Below are 16,727 nucleotides of genomic sequence, written 5' to 3'. Positions count from 1 at the left end.
TCTCACACTAATATTTTGCTGCTAATTCGCGAGCAACTTTTTCCAACACATCTGTTAACTCGTCCGTAAATTTACCAGCTTTAAACGCTGTTAAAACCTCTGGATGACGTTGCTCCAATTGTGTCAAATATTCTTCTTCAAACTGACGTACTTTATCTACTGGAACCGAGCGAAGCAATCCTTTTGTACCTGCATAGATAATCGCTACCTGTTTTTCAACAGAAACCGGCGAGTACTGCCCTTGTTTCAAGATTTCCACGTTACGGATACCTTTATCTAACACCGCTTTCGTAGCCGCATCTAGATCCGAACCGAATTTAGCAAAGGCTTCCAATTCACGGAATTGTGCTTGATCCAGTTTCAACGTACCCGATACTTTCTTCATCGGTTTGATCTGCGCATTACCCCCTACACGAGATACAGAAATACCTACGTTAATAGCCGGACGGATACCCGCGTTGAACAAGTTAGATTCCAAGAAAATCTGTCCGTCTGTAATGGAAATTACGTTTGTAGGAATATACGCTGATACGTCACCCGCTTGCGTTTCAATAATCGGAAGTGCCGTCAATGACCCACCACCTTTTACCAAATGCTTGATAGACTCCGGTAAATCGTTCATGTTGCGTGCGATCTCATCGGAAGAGTTGATTTTCGCAGCACGCTCCAATAGACGAGAGTGTAGGTAGAATACGTCACCCGGATAAGCCTCACGCCCCGGTGGACGACGTAATAACAAAGATACCTCACGATAAGCTACCGCTTGTTTCGACAAGTCATCATATACAATTAATGCCGGACGGCCCGTGTCACGGAAAAACTCTCCGATCGCCGCACCTGCCATCGGCGCGTAGAACTGCATTGGAGCCGGATCTGCAGCCGATGCCGCCACAACGACCGTATAAGCCATTGCACCGTTTTCCTCCAGTACACGTACGATGTTTGCTACCGTTGAGTTTTTCTGTCCAACCGCAACATATATACAAAATACAGGCTCACCTGCATCGTAAAATGATTTTTGATTCAAAATGGTATCGATACATACCGCAGTTTTACCTGTCTGGCGGTCACCGATAACCAATTCCCGCTGACCACGGCCAACTGGAATCATCGCGTCAATCGCCTTGATACCGGTTTGCAAAGGTTCCGTAACGGGCTGACGGTAGATAACCCCGGGCGCTTTACGCTCGATAGGCATCTCGTATGTCTCACCTGCAATAGGACCTTTACCATCGATAGGCTGACCCAATGTATTGACCACACGACCCAACATACCCTCGCCTACCTTAATAGATGCAATACGGTTGGTACGTTTAGCGGTATCACCTTCTTTAATTTCATCGGAAGCACCCAAAAGAACGACACCCACGTTGTCTTCTTCCAAGTTTAATACAATACCTTCTAATCCATTATCAAATTCAACCAACTCACCGGACTGAACTTTAGTTAAGCCGTATATACGAGCAATACCGTCACCAATGGTAAGTACGGTACCCACTTCCTCTAGTTCGGCTTCTGATTTAAAGCCCGACAATTGCTCTCTAAGGATTGCCGAAACTTCATCTGGTCTTACCTCTATCATTGTTATTATTATAAGGGGTTTTTGATTCTATTTTCAATTCAATACCAAGGACTATACGCCTTGTACCGCAAAATGCTTTTCTAATTTATTCAATCTGCCAGCAATACTTGCATCTATCTGTCGGTCGCCTACGCGTACAACGAAACCGCCGATCAAGGACGGATCCACGATATTTTTCAGCACAACAGTTGCTTTGATTTCTTCTGCAATAATCTGCTTAAGCTCCGCAAGATTGCTCTCCGAAAGCGCCGTAGCAGACGTTACCGATGCCTTGACGATACCTTTCGCTTCGTTATAAGTGCGGATAAACTCTTGTGCTATGTCTAATAAGATCGCCGCACGGCCTTTGTTCACCAACAAATAAAAGAAAGAAAGGATAATCGGATTAACTTTCCCGTCGAAAAGCGCCGCTAAGATATTACGTTTCTTATCGCCGCTAATAATAGGGTTTTTAAGAACCGCCAAAAGCTCCGCATTAGATTTTAACACCGAAATTACCGATTCGATATCCGCTTTCACGGCATCTAATTGTCCTTGTTCCTGTGCTAGATCCAATAAAGATTTAGCGTATCTCGATGCAACTGTAAAAATTGACATATTTTTAATTTAAAATCTGAACAAGCCGTTAGTTTAACTTCACATCTTTCAACAAGTCACCAACGAAAGCGTCTTGTTTTGCTTGATCTTCAAATTCTTTTGTTAAAACTTTACGGGCAATATCCAAAGATAAAGAAGAAACTTGGTTTTTAACTTCCGCTAATGCTTTGTTTTTCTGCTCTTCGATTTCTCTTTTCGCCTGATCCAAAATCTTTTTACCAGCCTCCTGTGCTTCTGTTCTCGCATCCGCAACAATCTTATCTTTCAGCTCTTTTGCTTCTTTTAAGATATTATCGCGCTCTACACGAGCTTCTTTCAATAGCTGCTCATTCTCATTCGTCAAACGAGCCATCTCTAATTTGGCTTTCTCTGCGGAGGCCAACGCTTCAGAAATACCTCTTTCACGTTCTTCTAGGGCATCGATAATTGGTCTCCACGCGTATTTTCCGAGTATAATCACCACGATCGCTAATACGATCAGCAACCAAAAGAATAAACCGAAAGAAAAATCATGAATTAATGCATCCATTTGTAAAATGTATAAATATTAAAATTTAGTTTTTTTGTTAATAACATCGTCTGTAGCCAACCGCTACAAACGATGTTAAGTACTTCTGGATCTCGATCGGCTTATTTACCTAAGATTAGGGCAGCAAGTGCCAAACCTTCTACCAATGCACCGATGATGATCATAGCAGTTTGAATTTTAGAAGCAGCTTCTGGCTGACGTGCGATAGCTTCCATTGCAGAACCACCGATTTTACCTAGGCCTAAACCACCACCGATTACAATTAAACCAGCTCCAATTAAGTTGTACATAGTAATTAATTTATAAAATTTAACAAAAATTCAAGATTAATGATCCGCGTGTTCTTCGATGGCCATGCCGATAAATAGCGAAGACAACATCGTAAAAATAAACGCCTGCAAGAAAGCAACCAACAGCTTCAATGCAAAAATAATCAAAGTCAACAACATCGAGACGCCTATACTTCCGCCTAATGTCAGTTGATTTTGAAACAAATAAATAACGGCAATAAAGCCCATCAATACAAAGTGTCCCGCCGTCATGTTCGCGAACAAACGCAACATCAAGGAGAAAGGCTTCGTAAACATACCGATCACTTCGATCGGCGCTAAGATGATCTTAAAAGGAACCGGCACACCTGGCATCCAGAATATATGCTTCCAATAAGCTTTATTCGCTTTCAAATTCGTAATCAAAAAAGTAATAATGGCCAAACCGAAGGTAATGGTAATATTACCCGTCACGTTAAAACCTATTGGTGTAAGCCCCATTAAGTTCAAGAGAAAAATAAGGAAAAACACGGCCAATAGATAAGGCGTAAATTCTTTATAACGATGACCGATGTTAGGCTGCGCCATTTCATCCCGTACGAAAAGCACAAGCGGCTCCAAAAACCTACCCAATCCCACCGGGAGATTATTCGGGCTCTTTTTATACGTTTTTGCCAAGCTCAAAAACGCCCACACCAAGATAATAGTCGCTATAAATAAGCCAGTAACATTTTTCGTAATGGAAAAATCCCATGGCTTCTCATTGGTTGGGTAATGCTTTTCATTATACGTAATCGTACCAGCAGCATCTGTTTTATAGATCTTACCATGGTACAAACGATAATGCTGCCCGTCCTTTTCCACAACCGTTTCACCATGATGGAACTCCGCTGAAGAAAAGATTTTCAAACCATTATCAATTAAAATAACCGGAAGTGGAAAACCATAATGTTTCCCAGTTTGTTTATTACTAAACAAAGAAAAATAATAATCATCCTTAACATGATGCGCTGAGTACTCCTGGATCTCTTCCGGAGTGGACAATTCAGCCTGCTGACCCTGAACAGCAAACAAATTCGTTGTAAAGAAGACTACTGTAAAAAGTAAAAGCGCTCTCTTAAGATTCACCATGTTAGAAAAAAAATTTTTTGCAAAAATACAACTTTATTCATCATATACCCCCTTTTATACAAACTTTTATACAAAAAATCATGAGTCGATGTTTTCTACCTGATTTAGAGAACGATACGCCATGTACACATCAAAAAACAGAAAAGCAAAAAAGGCGGCCAGAAAATTCAACTCGATAAATTTATCCTCGCTGATCCCCAGACCATCTTGGATATAAATATAACTGGCAATTCCCTTGATCAACGTCAAGCCTAGAAATATGAAACCCATATTTTTAGGCATAGACCAATTCGCCAGCAAAATCACCACAACAATAACCAATGTACCTATGGCCATGAATGTATAAAGCCCTTCCAAGGTATACTCCGTAGCTGCCCACGAAGCATAAACACCCAGCCCTTTTGATAGCAAGTAATGCGCGCCAAATGCCGTTCCGGAAAACAATAAAGTTAAAATGATTGATTTGATATAATTATTCACTTCGATTAATATAGTTAACCTGTTTAATAAAATGATAAAGTGATACCAGCACCCCTGTTATCGTCATCCCTTTGCTCCACCAGCCCTCGGCTACCATGTATTTTGTATCGAGCAGTTGGCCTACCCAATAAAATATATAAATAATGATCGCCATCTGGAACGGCATCGTAGCAAATACAAGCCATTTGTTCGGATTTTTACGGGGCGACTCCTTTTTCATATGCGGGTACTAAAAGAATACGCAAAGATAGGCAATCTACTCCTATAAATTGCACTTACTTTTCAAGCGCTACTTCCAGCACTTTTTGCCCCAATTTGATATCCGGATACGAATAATCGTCGCCCAAGATCATCTTAATTTCCGAGGCCGACTTACCTTCGTTCTTACGCAGCACGTCGAGCAACACTTCCAGCTTTGTCCGTTCGATGAGATCTTCGGCCTCTACCTCATTGCCGACAAAATGGATGAGATGCCCGTATATGGTACCCACCACCATACCGCGCTTCTGCGCAATATCTTCAACGCCCAACCCGTCCAAGAACAAATCTAAAGAAATCGCTTTGGTATCCTTTTCCACGCCCTCATCCTCTATTTCTTTCACCGCACTATCCTTCGTCTTTTCCTGCTGGCTGATGGCCTGTACCTGCGTAGACAGGTCACCCTCCTGCATCAAGACATCCGCAATCGTGAGGCAATGGGATAGTTGTTCCTTCTTACGCCGGAAGTCCAACAGAATCGTGCGCAGCTCCTGCACATATTTCTTCGTGCGCTTTTTGATGGCCCAGGCCTCAATATGCTCCTGCATCGTCAGCAGGACCTCTTCTTCGAGCCGAGGCAAAAACCAAGCTACCGCCGCTTTCGTGCGCTCGCACACTTTACCATAGTCCAGCGCTTCCTTATCGCGCAACATCGTATATAATAAGGTGATGAACTTATTCGCCACCTTCTCCTGCTCCTTTAGTAAGCTAGAAAGCGTACCCAAATAGGTCAAAGCCGCCTCTTTGCTGTCAATATTACGACTACCAAGCGATGCAACAAGTTCATCCACACTTTCCGTCAGCGTGCTCCAGCGAAAACTCTGTAATACGATCTGCCCCAAGTAATTCCGCTGGCAGGTCTCTAATATTTTTACGACCTCCGTGTTGGGCACCATCCGCCGCATAAAATCGACCACCTGCCCATCCGTGCGAATCGAATGCATTGGAATTTTAGATTTCAGCACCAGCCCTTCCAATCCCGTCAGCCTACTTAAGGCTACATATACCTGGCCGGCTGCGAAAGACGTCCCGGCATCGATCACGGCCTTATCGAAGGTCAAGCCCTGGCTTTTATGGATCGTGATCGCCCAGGCCAGCCGGAGGGGAAACTGCGAGAACGTCCCCATCACCTCCTCTTCGATCTTATCCTCGCCTTTATTATATTTATACCGAATATTCTCCCAAGTCTCCCGCCGCACCACCACATCGTCCGAACCATCGTTAAAGCCCACCACGACCTGATGGCGCTCCAAGTTCAGCTCCTTGACGGTTCCGATCTTTCCATTATAGAACTTTCGATCCTCCCCCGTATCATTTTTGATAAACATAACTTGCGCACCTATCTTTAAAGGCAGCATTTCGTCGGCCGGAAAGGATCCTTGCTGAAATTCGTCCTTCACGACCGCCCGCACATTATGCATCGTCCCTTTGAGCTGCGCCAACTGCTCCTGATTGATCGCATCGGCCAGTTTATTGTGCGAGGTCAAGGTGATATATTGCTCCTCCTCCCCCGGCGAAAATGCGGGGTCATAATGGGCGTTCAGCTGTGCTAGATCATCCGCCGAACAGGTATTGTTTCGAATATTGTTTAACAGGCTGATAAAGTCGTTGTCGTTCTGCCGATAAATCTTGCTCAGTTCCAGAATAACCGGGGGATGCTCGCGCAACACTTTGGCATCAAAAAAGAACGGACTGCTATAATGATCGCGCAACACCTGCCATTCGTGGTCGCGCACAACGGGCGGCAATTGGTAAAGATCCCCGATAAAAAGCATCTGCACACCACCAAAAGGGCGCATGTCTCGACGTACCGATTTCAAGATTACATCAATCGCATCCAACGTATCGGCCCGCACCATGGACACCTCATCTATTACCAGAAGTTCCAGTTCCTGCAAAATCGCGCGCCGCTGGCGGGTAAGTTTGATGGTCGAAAACAACCGGCTTTTATTATAGATATGGCTATCCTGTTCGTTCCATTGCAGGGGATAATCTTCTATAAATGTACCGAACGGCAACCAGAAGAGCGCATGCAGCGTCGTTCCGCCCGCATTCATCGCCGCTACACCGGTGGGTGCCGTAACCGCCATTTTTTTATGCGAGTTTTCGCGGATATATTTTAAAAAAGTGGTTTTCCCGGTACCTGCTTTACCCGTTAGGAACAAATGTTGATTGGTTTGATTGACAAAAGAAACTGCCTGCAAAAACGCCTCGTTTTGTTTATCAACTATTAACGTTGTCATCGATTTTCTATTTTTGGATTATTAAGCATGTTACAGAGATTCAAACCTAAATAAAATGCTTCGCATTCACGAACCAAATATTAAATGCGTTCATGCATGTGCACGACGCAGTTGCGTTCACGCTCCGTTACCATGGATCATATACGATAGCGGAAATGTAAGAAAAGTTAAGGAGCTTATAAAGTTGTATTGTTTAATTTCCCGAAAACTCCTAACTTCACCAAAACTAACAAACAATACAGATATGTCAGACGAGTACGTTAATAAAGGTGAGCTATTTAGCCAGATTGAGGCACAATTAAAAACACAGGGGTTTATCATCGACCATATCGATCAGACCCGGCCTTGGGGTGGTTTTTTTGTGATTGCAGAAGAACAGGCACAGCAATTTGCCGACACTTATTTTGATGGTTTGGACGTACAAAATCTTAAAATTTCCGGCAAATTGAGCCCGAAGGTCTTGGTTGTCGCACCCGAGAAACGTTTATCTTGGCAATATCACCACCGCCGGGCGGAGATCTGGCGGGTTACCCAAGGCGAAGTGGGGGTTATTACCAGCAGTACGGATGAACAAAACGAACTAAAAAAATTAACCGAAGGCGAGCTTATTCGCCTGCCTCAGGGAGAACGCCATCGCTTAATCGGTTTAAAAAGCTACGGCGTGGTGGCCGAAATATGGCAGCATACCGACGTAGACAATCCTTCTGACGAGAGCGACATCGTTCGGGTGGAAGATGATTTTGGGAGATAAAGACACCACGCACCTACCGGCCAGCAAATGCTGGCCGGTAGGTGCGTGGTGTCTTTCAGAGAAACATGATGACAAATTATGAAAAGCCCAATTCTATTAACCGCAGAAATAGGCAAAAATAAGCATACAACCTACACAGCCAACGATATTATCCGCCTATCTCCTTTCCAAACGGAGGAGGCAAATGACAAGGTACCGCCTATGCGTTACCTTAATTTCCTTCAGCAAGAAGACCGGCCTTTTTTGGACGGAAAACGCTATATCGCCGCTCGGCAACTGGCCGATGTGCAGGTGATCGAAATTAAAGGCACATTCGAGGCCGACTGGAGTTTTGAGACGTTAAGACCGGGCTGTTTCTGGCTACACTTTCAATTCACCGGCCATTCAGAACGGGATGCACTGCCGCATACAGCCCTGTCTGCCAGCCAGTATAACGGATTTTACAGCATACGCGATACCCACAACATACAGGTAAAGGCCGGAAGAACCTGGATCGTGCTGCTGGGCATAAAAATAGACGACACCGCAACCTTTGTATCGGAATGGCCACAGCTCGTAAAACCTACAACCATCGATCAACCTTATTTTTACAGTATAAACATCGGTTACCGTATCCGGCAGATCTTCGAAAAAATCCAACAATGCACGGATGCGCCCTATTCCCTAAGCAGCCATATCCGCTACCACCTTTGCCAGCTCTTGGATGTCTACCACCAAGATCTGAAAGACAAAGCCCGGTCGGCGCATAAAGAAGATATTGTGATCTATCACGAGGCTATTGACTACATCAGTAAACATTTTATGGATCAGCATATCAATATCGACACCATTGCCAACCACCTACATGTTAGTACGCGTAAGTTATACCGTTTGTTTAAGGATAAGCATCTCACCGTCCACAGTGCGATACAAACCATTCGACTATATAAAGCCCGGGAATTACTTCGTAAAACAGACGAAGCTACGGATAGTATAGGCTATCGGGTGGGCTTTTCTTATGCAAAGTATTTTTACAAGCAATATACGCAACGGTTTGGATATTCTCCCGCTAAAGAGAGGGAACTGTACCAGAAGCCGAAGAAGAAAAAACATTGAAACGTCTTTTTTCGTCACCTCACGGATCAAAAAAAATCAACGAGAAATTTATTTTACCGACAAGCTAGCCCAAAATAACAACTTGCAATTCCGTAGTGTCCTTTTATCCTCCAATTTCGTTATCAAACGAAAAGGAAAAATCGACTAACAGGAAGGAATTGTTCGTTGGACAAAAAGAATGCTCGTCAAATGATGAAAAAAAATACGAGCGTAAAATATAAATAACAGTTGGTACTCCTAAAATCGCAATAGCTTGTTTTATTCTGTCGGTGGTCTTTTCATTTTGGTTCACCGTCTTTTTGTTTTCGACGCCTGTTTTTTCATTTCTATTCGACACTTTTTTGTTTTTGTTAGATGACTTTTTGTTTTCGTTAGATGGTTATCTATTTTGGATGCTTTTGTCTAAAAAACAGAAAAATATTGCTTTAAACGATTTAAACGCGGTTTTATCACTTAAAAAAGGGACGAAAAATGTTTTTCAGGGAGTAAAATCCTGCCAAAAGATTTTTGGGGTACCCCTATTTTTGGCAGGATTTTACCCCCATTCCCTCAAATCAATGTCCTATGTTTGTACCGTTGCAACAAGATAATTAAATAAATGTTTAACAAAAAAATGTAAAGCTATGACACAGGTCGTATTAAAAACACAAAAATTGAAAGATGATAATTTGATGCAGTATGCAACACATATTATCACCGAAATGAGGAAAGCAGTTGAGATATTTCCGGAACCCACACCAGGATTGAACGGAATTGAGACTGCACTGGCAGCGTTTCGCCTATCGGCTACCGAAGCAGCTTACCGGGACACCCGAGCGATTAGGATCCGAGACGAAAAGCGAAAAGAACTGGAATATCTGCTCCGCGAGCTATCGAAGTATGTGGACACCGTGGCCAACCAAAACGAAACCATCATTCTGGCATCTGGTTTCAACCTTAAAAGCAACGCCACATCTTACGCTGGAGCCGTACCGAAAGCGACTAGATTACAGCTCGAACCTCAGGAGGTAGGGTCGCGCCAGATCAAAGTAAAGGTGAACCGCTGGAAAGGTGCCCGCATGTACCGGTTTGAGTGGCGTAAAAAGGGTGAAATCGATTGGGCGGTACAATTCAGCACAAGATCTACCTGCATACTCGAAGGCTTGGAAATGTTTCAGGAGTATGAGTTCCGCGCCAGCTATCTGGGTATTAACCCTGAACCAAACTATAGCGACATTGTAGCGAGCTACGTAGTTTAAGACGTTCTTCGGAACACTATTTCTGAGATTAATAAACGAACTTCTAAGCGATAGAAGTAACTAAAAAAACATGCAGAAGCATCAAAAAAGAGAAAGAGGCAACGTTATTTCCATATTCCTTAACGGGATTGAAATAACGGATGCCTTTTTCTATAAAATAGCGTATACTTGTATTGCTCTTGTGTTAATTTTCACACCATATGAAACAGATAGTATGCTTCGCTTCTATGCTATGTTATCTATTGGGGTAAAAAATATTTGAAGCCAAACATCATGAAAGAGATTGTAAAAGAACACCCTTTACGCCCTATTATACTCCAATTTGACCTAAAAAAGAAAGCACCGGATTTTGAAACAAAGGCGCTGGATGCGTATTACCGCATGCACGACAAGTCGTGGGAAACCAAACAGAACCTCTTACAGCATAAAAATACGCTGATGGAGATCGATGCGGACACGACGGAACTCGAAGACCGCTTGTCGGTGATCAAACAGCAACTGGTTTTTCTGGAAGCGGCCTTTAAGCTGGTCGAAAACGTGGAACTCCCCGATATGGGAGAACGATTTTCGATCGATATAGTCGATTTCTACACCGCGGTAGACAGCCATAACGAAGATCTGCGCGCGTTACACCGATTGGTGGTGGAGGAAATGCAGTGGTTCGAAAACTGGGCAGACTATATTTATGAAAACGAGTCATGGTTTGATAAGCAGGACGAAAAGGCTGATGAATTGCTCTACCAGATTTTCCGCCAGTACGATGATGTTTCCGTTGATATCATCTCCTTAGACCGTGACCAGCAGGAGTTTTTCGGTGTCCTTGATCATATACGTAAACTTCAACAAGAATATTTTGATTATGGTGAAGAGGTCTCTGAACAATACAACCGGGTGCATCACGCATCTGAAGAAGTGTATCAACGAGCGCTACGCGTAAAGGCATACGTCGATAAGCATTTTCCGCTGGATAAGGAGTCGTGATAACAACGGGCGTCCATTCGCCAAGCAGCTTTTCGGTTTTGTTCCATTAGGGCCAGCATCATGATACCGGTAATTGTCCATTTTTCAAATACCCACTCCTAGGTATTTTTAGCCGCGCAAATTTGGAAAGGCCGTAAATACTATTTAATTTCACCTAACTAACGCACCATCATGACAATTACCGATTATGGAAACACTCGAGACACAGCTATACGGTATAGCCAAGGGTATTAAACAAGGAAGCTTTGAAGTGCCTGACGTAGGTGATATTGTCCCGGCCTCTTTAATGCTCCAAGAGCTGGACGGACTCCTACCTATTGGCTGTAGCTACATGAACAAGTGGGGTTGCGAACATCTGGGCACCTGTGTGGAAGAGATCAACGAACTGGGTAGCCTTTACTATGACCGGTATTTCGTAGAAGAGGAGATGCACCTTGCCTTCGAGGGAATAGGCAACTATCTCGCCGAGGGTGACTTTAATAAACAATATAATTTTTTTCAACGTGTCAAACTATACGGGGCCAAGGACTATACGTGGTTCTACACCGTATGTAAGCTGCTAAGCGGTAAGACCGACACGACATCTACGAACAAGCTGGTAGTACTTTCTTCCCCCGTGATGGGTATGGACAAGCTCATTACCCGGGTAAACAAAACCTTGCAGCAAGACACCTATATCCGTTCGCATTACCGAAAGTTCGCCCTGCTGACCAACCGCGAAAAAGAAATCATTTCCCTGCTGGCCAACGGACGATCCACCAAAGAAATCGCTGAGCAGCTCTTTCTATCGCCTCACACCGTTTCTACGCATCGAAAAAACCTCATCGGCAAGATCGAATGTCATTCTTTTGCCGAATTATTACGATTCGCGATGGCTTTTGATCTGGTTTAGCGGCTCATCAAAAAAGATAGACTCATTCTAAATACCAAATGTAATTTCCGCAATAAAAACACATTAAATTGAAAATACCACAACATTAAATCATTTTTATTAAAAAAAAATCAACAAAAACAATTTTTCCTTCATATATTTGTAACCTAATATTTGAGGAGAGAAATGATAAACGAAAGATTACCGGAACAAGGGCTGTACAATCCTGATTTTGAACACGATGCGTGTGGTGTGGGCTTCGTAGCGCACATCAAAGGCAAAAAGTCTCATCAGCAAGTTAAAGATGCCCTCACCATGTTAGAAAACATGGAGCACCGGGGTGCATGTGGCTGTGACCCCGAAAGTGGTGATGGAGCGGGGATTATGATCCAGCTGCCGCATGAATTTTTGTGGGAAGAGTGCATCAACCTCGGTATCCAGCTAGAAGAACCTGGGTATTACGGCACAGGAATGGTTTTCCTTCCGAAGGAGGAAGAATTGAACCAACTATGTCGTTCGGTCATTATCGAAGCGACGCAAGAAAGGGGCATGAAATTCCTAGGCTTCCGCGCCGTACCGGTAAACCGCGAAGGCATCGGCCCGACGGCTTTGGGCGCTGAACCGGAAATTGTTCAGTTTTTTGTTTCCCGTCCGGATGGTGTTTCATCCACAACAGATTTCGAACGAAAACTGTTCGTATTGAGACGCCTGATTATTCAAAAAATAAAAACACATCAATCCTATCCCCTACCTTTATATATTGCATCATTATCCTGCAAGACCATCATTTATAAAGGTCAGTTGACGACTTATCAAGTCGGTTCGTATTTCGAAGATTTGAGAGACCCACGCGTTGTATCCGCATTCGGATTAGTACACTCGCGTTTTTCTACAAACACTTTCCCTTCATGGTCGTTGGCACAGCCGTTCCGTAATATTGCTCACAATGGTGAGATCAATACCTTGACCGGAAACCTAAACTGGTTCTATGCGGGAGCGAGATCCCTTTCTTCACCTTATTTTACAGAAGAAGAGATGGAGATATTGCTTCCGGTTGTAGACCGTGGACAATCGGATTCGGCTTGTTTAGACAACGTCGTGGAATTGCTTTTACATAGCGGAAGAAGCTTGCCACATGTCATGCTGATGCTCGTACCGGAAGCGTGGGATGGCAATACCCAAATGGATCCACTGAAGAGAGCATTCTATGAATACCACGCGACGTTAATGGAACCATGGGATGGCCCTGCTGCCTTGTGTTTTACCGACGGCAATACGATTGGTGCCACGCTAGACCGAAACGGTTTAAGACCACTACGCTTCGCCGTCACATCTGATGACCGCGTGGTTGTAGCTTCTGAAGCGGGGGCATTACCTGTACCGGAAAGCTTGATCATTAAGAAAGGTCGTCAACAGCCCGGTAAAATCTTCGTCGTGGACATGGAAAAAGGCTGTATTCGTTCTGACGAGGAAGTCAAAGGCGAACTTATCCGCCAACAACCTTATGGCGAATGGTTAGATAATTACAAAATCCGCATGGCGGAATTGGAAGCACCTCGTGTTACCTATACGTACCTTAAAAAAGAATCGGTATTCAAATACCAACAAGCATTCGGTTATTCGCGCGAAGATTTAGAAAGCATCATCACGCCGATGGCAGTGACGGGTTATGAGCCAATTGGCTCGATGGGCACGGACGTTCCGTTGGCGATTCTATCAGACCAACCACAGCACCTGTCCAGCTATTTCAAGCAATTCTTTGCGCAGGTGACCAACCCACCAATTGACCCGATCCGGGAACGTATGGTCATGAGCTTAGCGACATTCATCGGGAATGCGGGCAACATTCTGGTAGAAGATAAAAAATTCTGCCACAGTGTAAAATTGGAGCATCCGATATTGACATCGAGCGAACTGGAAAAATTACGTTCGATTGATACGGGTATATTTCAGGCAAAAACGCTACAGACTTATTTCAAAGCAGACGGCAAACCCGGCTCTTTGGAAGCTGGTCTCGAAAGGCTATGCCGATACGCCGATGATGCGGTACGTGATGGCTTTGAGGTTATCATTCTTTCGGATCGCGCTATTGATTCGCAACATTGTGCCATGCCATCCATATTAGCGGTATCCGCGGTACATCACCACCTTATTAAAACAGGGAACAGAGGTGCGGTAGGCTTAGTGGTAGAAGCGGGTGATGTTTGGGAAGTACACCACGTTGCTTGTCTATTGGCATTCGGCGCGACAGCCATCAATCCTTATATGGCATTGGCTTCGATCCGAACCATGAAAGAATTAGGCCAGATCGAAACAGAACTGACTTGGGAGGAATTGCGTAAAAATTACGTAAAAGCTATTTGTGCAGGTCTGCTAAAGATATTCTCGAAAATGGGTATCTCTACCCTTCAATCATACCACGGAGCACAGATTTTCGAAGTATTGGGTATCGACAAATCCGTTGTCGACAAATATTTCTGCGGCTCGGTTTCCCGGATTGGCGGACTGACCTTAGATGATATTGCGACAGAAGCTTTATCCAAACATTGGCGCGCTTTCGGTCAATCACGCGTAGAACAGAAACTATTGCCAGAAGGTGGTATTTATCAATGGAAACGTCGTGGAGAGCGCCACTTGTGGAACCCGGAAACGGTACACCTTTTGCAAAAGGCTTGTCGCACAGGTGATTTTGAATCCTACAAACAATACGCAGCGTTTATCAACAATCAAAAAGAACGCATGTATACGCTACGCGGATTACTTGATTTTGCGAAGCATAGAACACCTGTTCCATTGGAAGAGGTCGAACCTGCGGAAAACATCATGAAACGTTTTGCTACAGGTGCTATGTCCATGGGTTCCATTTCCACGGAAGCACACAGTACCCTAGCCATCGCCATGAACCGTATCGGCGCGAAAAGCAACACCGGTGAGGGTGGTGAAGATGCGGCCCGCTTTAACCGATTACCTAATGGCGATTCGATGCGCTCGGCCATCAAACAGGTAGCATCTGCACGTTTTGGCGTGACATCACACTACTTAACCGAAGCGGATGAAATCCAAATCAAGATGGCTCAAGGTGCAAAACCAGGTGAAGGTGGTCAGCTACCGGGACATAAAGTAGATGAGTTTATTGCTCGCTTGCGCCACGCAACACCGGGCGTAGGATTGATTTCTCCTCCACCGCATCACGATATTTACTCTATCGAAGACTTGGCGCAATTGATTTTCGACTTAAAAAATGCCAATCGCCAAGCTAGAATCAACGTTAAACTGGTTTCTAAGGCGGGCGTGGGCACGATCGCCGCTGGGGTAGCCAAAGCGCATGCGGATGTGATCCTGATCGCCGGATTCGACGGCGGTACAGGTGCTTCACCGTTAAGTTCGGTAAAACACGCTGGCTTACCTTGGGAATTAGGATTAGCTGAGGCACACCAAACACTTGTGCAAAACAAATTGCGAAGCCGGGTGGTATTGCAGGCAGACGGACAGATGAAAACCGGACGTGACATTGTCATCGCTACCTTATTGGGAGCAGAAGAATGGGGTGTAGCTACCGCGGCTTTGATTGCCGGTGGCTGTATTATGATGCGCAAATGCCATTTGAATACCTGTCCGGTAGGTGTGGCTACCCAAGATCCGGAATTGCGGAAACTATTCTCCGGAAAACCGGAAGATATCGTTAACCTATTCCGTTTTCTTGCCGAAGAAATACGGGAGACCATGGCACAGCTCGGTTTCCGTACCATTAATGAAATGGTGGGCCGCGCCCAGTTCTTGAAGAAGCGTGAAAACATCGACCACTGGAAAGCGGCAAAAATCGATTTCTCGCAAATATTACACGTTGCGCGAAACGAACCCTCTGAAAGCTTATACAATACACAGGAGCAGGATCACGGAATGAGCATGATTTTGGACTGGGGATTATTGAACCAAGCAAAATCTGCTATCGATACGAAGACACCGGTATTTGGCACTTTCAAAGTAAAAAACACCGACCGAACCATAGGGACCTTATTATCAAACGAGGTATCCAAAACACACGGAGCAGACGGGTTGCCGGATAATACCGTCAACTTTAAGTTTGAGGGCTCCGCAGGCCAGTCGTTCGGCGCTTTCGCAGCTAAAGGACTTTCCTTTGAATTGGAAGGTGAAGCGAACGACTATGTAGGCAAAGGACTTTCCGGGGCACAACTCGCTATTTACCCTACAGCAGATAGTCCGCTAGTCGCCCATGAGAACATTATCATCGGTAACGTCGCTCTGTATGGTGCAACTTCCGGACATCTCTTCATCAACGGTATGGCGGGCGAGCGTTTTGCCGTGCGGAATTCGGGAGCTACAGCCGTCGTGGAAGGAATCGGCGATCACGGCTGTGAATACATGACCGGAGGACGTGCGCTGATCCTGGGCGAAACAGGCCGTAACTTTGCTGCTGGTATGAGCGGTGGTATCGCCTGGATTTATGACATAGCGGGCAACTTCCGTGCTAACTGTAACCAGGAGATGGTAGACCTTGATCCTCTGGATACCGAAGATGAAAACAGCATCATCGCTTTATTGAAACGCCACATAAATCTCACCAACAGTGAGCGGGCCAATTTCATCTTGCAGAACTGGGCAAGCGAAAAAAGTAAGTTTATCAAAGTATTCCCACGTGAATACAAAAACGTGTTACTTAAAAAATTAATGGAAGCTTAAT

General features: G+C 44.5%; 14 protein-coding genes. 6 read left to right on the top strand and 8 right to left on the bottom strand.

Features of this window, described 5'->3' with window-relative positions:
- Window positions 1-7: 7 nt before the first annotated feature.
- The 8 genes from atpA to LKO28_RS11355 all read right to left on the bottom strand — a co-directional run bounded on the left by atpA (window position 8) and on the right by LKO28_RS11355 (window position 7,089).
- Window positions 8-1,582 (bottom strand): F0F1 ATP synthase subunit alpha, encoded by a 1,575-nt coding sequence (gene atpA / locus LKO28_RS11390; RefSeq protein WP_227694994.1) that lies wholly within the window; start codon window positions 1,580-1,582, stop codon window positions 8-10.
- A 51-nt stretch (window positions 1,583-1,633) separates the two neighbouring features.
- Complete coding sequence (locus LKO28_RS11385; RefSeq protein ID WP_227694993.1) at window positions 1,634-2,179, bottom strand: F0F1 ATP synthase subunit delta; 546 nt, start codon at window positions 2,177-2,179, stop codon at window positions 1,634-1,636.
- A gap of 28 nt (window positions 2,180-2,207) precedes the next feature.
- A complete protein-coding gene (locus LKO28_RS11380) occupies window positions 2,208-2,708 on the bottom strand; it encodes a F0F1 ATP synthase subunit B (protein WP_227694992.1) in 501 nt (166 codons plus the stop codon).
- 101 nt (window positions 2,709-2,809) lie between these two features.
- Window positions 2,810-2,998 carry an ATP synthase F0 subunit C gene (atpE, locus tag LKO28_RS11375; protein ID WP_079645055.1) on the bottom strand — a complete coding sequence of 63 codons (189 nt, stop codon included), beginning with the start codon at window positions 2,996-2,998 and terminating at the stop codon, window positions 2,810-2,812.
- A 36-nt stretch (window positions 2,999-3,034) separates the two neighbouring features.
- The gene (gene atpB / locus LKO28_RS11370) at window positions 3,035-4,108 is read right to left on the bottom strand and encodes a F0F1 ATP synthase subunit A (RefSeq protein ID WP_227694991.1); all 1,074 of its coding nucleotides are present in this window, start codon (window positions 4,106-4,108) and stop codon (window positions 3,035-3,037) included.
- A 78-nt stretch (window positions 4,109-4,186) separates the two neighbouring features.
- Entirely contained in the window at window positions 4,187-4,588 is a 402-nt protein-coding gene (locus LKO28_RS11365) for a hypothetical protein (protein ID WP_227694990.1), read from the bottom strand.
- Entirely contained in the window at window positions 4,581-4,808 is a 228-nt protein-coding gene (locus LKO28_RS11360) for an AtpZ/AtpI family protein (protein ID WP_227694989.1), read from the bottom strand. Before LKO28_RS11360 ends, LKO28_RS11365 begins: the two co-directional genes overlap by 8 nt.
- A gap of 55 nt (window positions 4,809-4,863) precedes the next feature.
- Window positions 4,864-7,089, bottom strand: coding sequence for a helix-turn-helix domain-containing protein (locus tag LKO28_RS11355; protein WP_227694988.1), 2,226 nt, complete (start codon window positions 7,087-7,089; stop codon window positions 4,864-4,866).
- Window positions 7,090-7,333: 244 nt separating this feature from the next.
- On the opposite strand from LKO28_RS11355, the gene LKO28_RS11350 reads away from it, so the two are divergent.
- From LKO28_RS11350 to gltB, 6 genes are all read left to right on the top strand, one after another.
- Window positions 7,334-7,840 carry a phosphoheptose isomerase gene (locus LKO28_RS11350; protein ID WP_227694987.1) on the top strand — a complete coding sequence of 169 codons (507 nt, stop codon included), beginning with the start codon at window positions 7,334-7,336 and terminating at the stop codon, window positions 7,838-7,840.
- 78 nt (window positions 7,841-7,918) lie between these two features.
- Entirely contained in the window at window positions 7,919-8,935 is a 1,017-nt protein-coding gene (locus LKO28_RS11345; protein WP_227694986.1) for a helix-turn-helix domain-containing protein, read from the top strand.
- Between the two features lie 623 nt (window positions 8,936-9,558).
- Window positions 9,559-10,173, top strand: coding sequence for a fibronectin type III domain-containing protein (locus LKO28_RS11340; RefSeq protein WP_227694985.1), 615 nt, complete (start codon window positions 9,559-9,561; stop codon window positions 10,171-10,173).
- A 273-nt stretch (window positions 10,174-10,446) separates the two neighbouring features.
- Window positions 10,447-11,154 (top strand): hypothetical protein, encoded by a 708-nt coding sequence (locus LKO28_RS11335; protein ID WP_227694984.1) that lies wholly within the window; start codon window positions 10,447-10,449, stop codon window positions 11,152-11,154.
- 187 nt (window positions 11,155-11,341) lie between these two features.
- Window positions 11,342-12,046 (top strand): response regulator transcription factor, encoded by a 705-nt coding sequence (locus tag LKO28_RS11330; protein ID WP_227694983.1) that lies wholly within the window; start codon window positions 11,342-11,344, stop codon window positions 12,044-12,046.
- Window positions 12,047-12,211: 165 nt separating this feature from the next.
- On the top strand, window positions 12,212-16,726 hold the full coding sequence (gene gltB, locus LKO28_RS11325) for a glutamate synthase large subunit (protein ID WP_227694982.1): 4,515 nt from the start codon (window positions 12,212-12,214) through the stop codon (window positions 16,724-16,726).
- Window position 16,727 lies beyond the last annotated feature (1 nt).

Origin of the sequence: Sphingobacterium sp. FBM7-1 (assembly GCF_020687765.1) — a bacterium.
In the GTDB taxonomy this organism is placed as follows: domain Bacteria; phylum Bacteroidota; class Bacteroidia; order Sphingobacteriales; family Sphingobacteriaceae; genus Sphingobacterium.
This window is presented reverse-complemented; position numbering and strand designations above follow the sequence as displayed.

Coding starts and splice junctions, on each gene's coding strand:
- atpA (WP_227694994.1), bottom strand. CDS start 1,582: ATGATAGAGGTAAGACCAGATGAAGTTTCGGCAATCCTTAGAGAGCAA.
- LKO28_RS11385 (WP_227694993.1), bottom strand. CDS start 2,179: ATGTCAATTTTTACAGTTGCATCGAGATACGCTAAATCTTTATTGGAT.
- LKO28_RS11380 (WP_227694992.1), bottom strand. CDS start 2,708: ATGGATGCATTAATTCATGATTTTTCTTTCGGTTTATTCTTTTGGTTG.
- atpE (WP_079645055.1), bottom strand. CDS start 2,998: ATGTACAACTTAATTGGAGCTGGTTTAATTGTAATCGGTGGTGGTTTA.
- atpB (WP_227694991.1), bottom strand. CDS start 4,108: ATGGTGAATCTTAAGAGAGCGCTTTTACTTTTTACAGTAGTCTTCTTT.
- LKO28_RS11360 (WP_227694989.1), bottom strand. CDS start 4,808: ATGAAAAAGGAGTCGCCCCGTAAAAATCCGAACAAATGGCTTGTATTT.
- LKO28_RS11355 (WP_227694988.1), bottom strand. CDS start 7,089: ATGACAACGTTAATAGTTGATAAACAAAACGAGGCGTTTTTGCAGGCA.
- LKO28_RS11350 (WP_227694987.1), top strand. CDS start 7,334: ATGTCAGACGAGTACGTTAATAAAGGTGAGCTATTTAGCCAGATTGAG.
- LKO28_RS11345 (WP_227694986.1), top strand. CDS start 7,919: ATGAAAAGCCCAATTCTATTAACCGCAGAAATAGGCAAAAATAAGCAT.
- LKO28_RS11340 (WP_227694985.1), top strand. CDS start 9,559: ATGACACAGGTCGTATTAAAAACACAAAAATTGAAAGATGATAATTTG.
- LKO28_RS11335 (WP_227694984.1), top strand. CDS start 10,447: ATGAAAGAGATTGTAAAAGAACACCCTTTACGCCCTATTATACTCCAA.
- LKO28_RS11330 (WP_227694983.1), top strand. CDS start 11,342: ATGGAAACACTCGAGACACAGCTATACGGTATAGCCAAGGGTATTAAA.
- gltB (WP_227694982.1), top strand. CDS start 12,212: ATGATAAACGAAAGATTACCGGAACAAGGGCTGTACAATCCTGATTTT.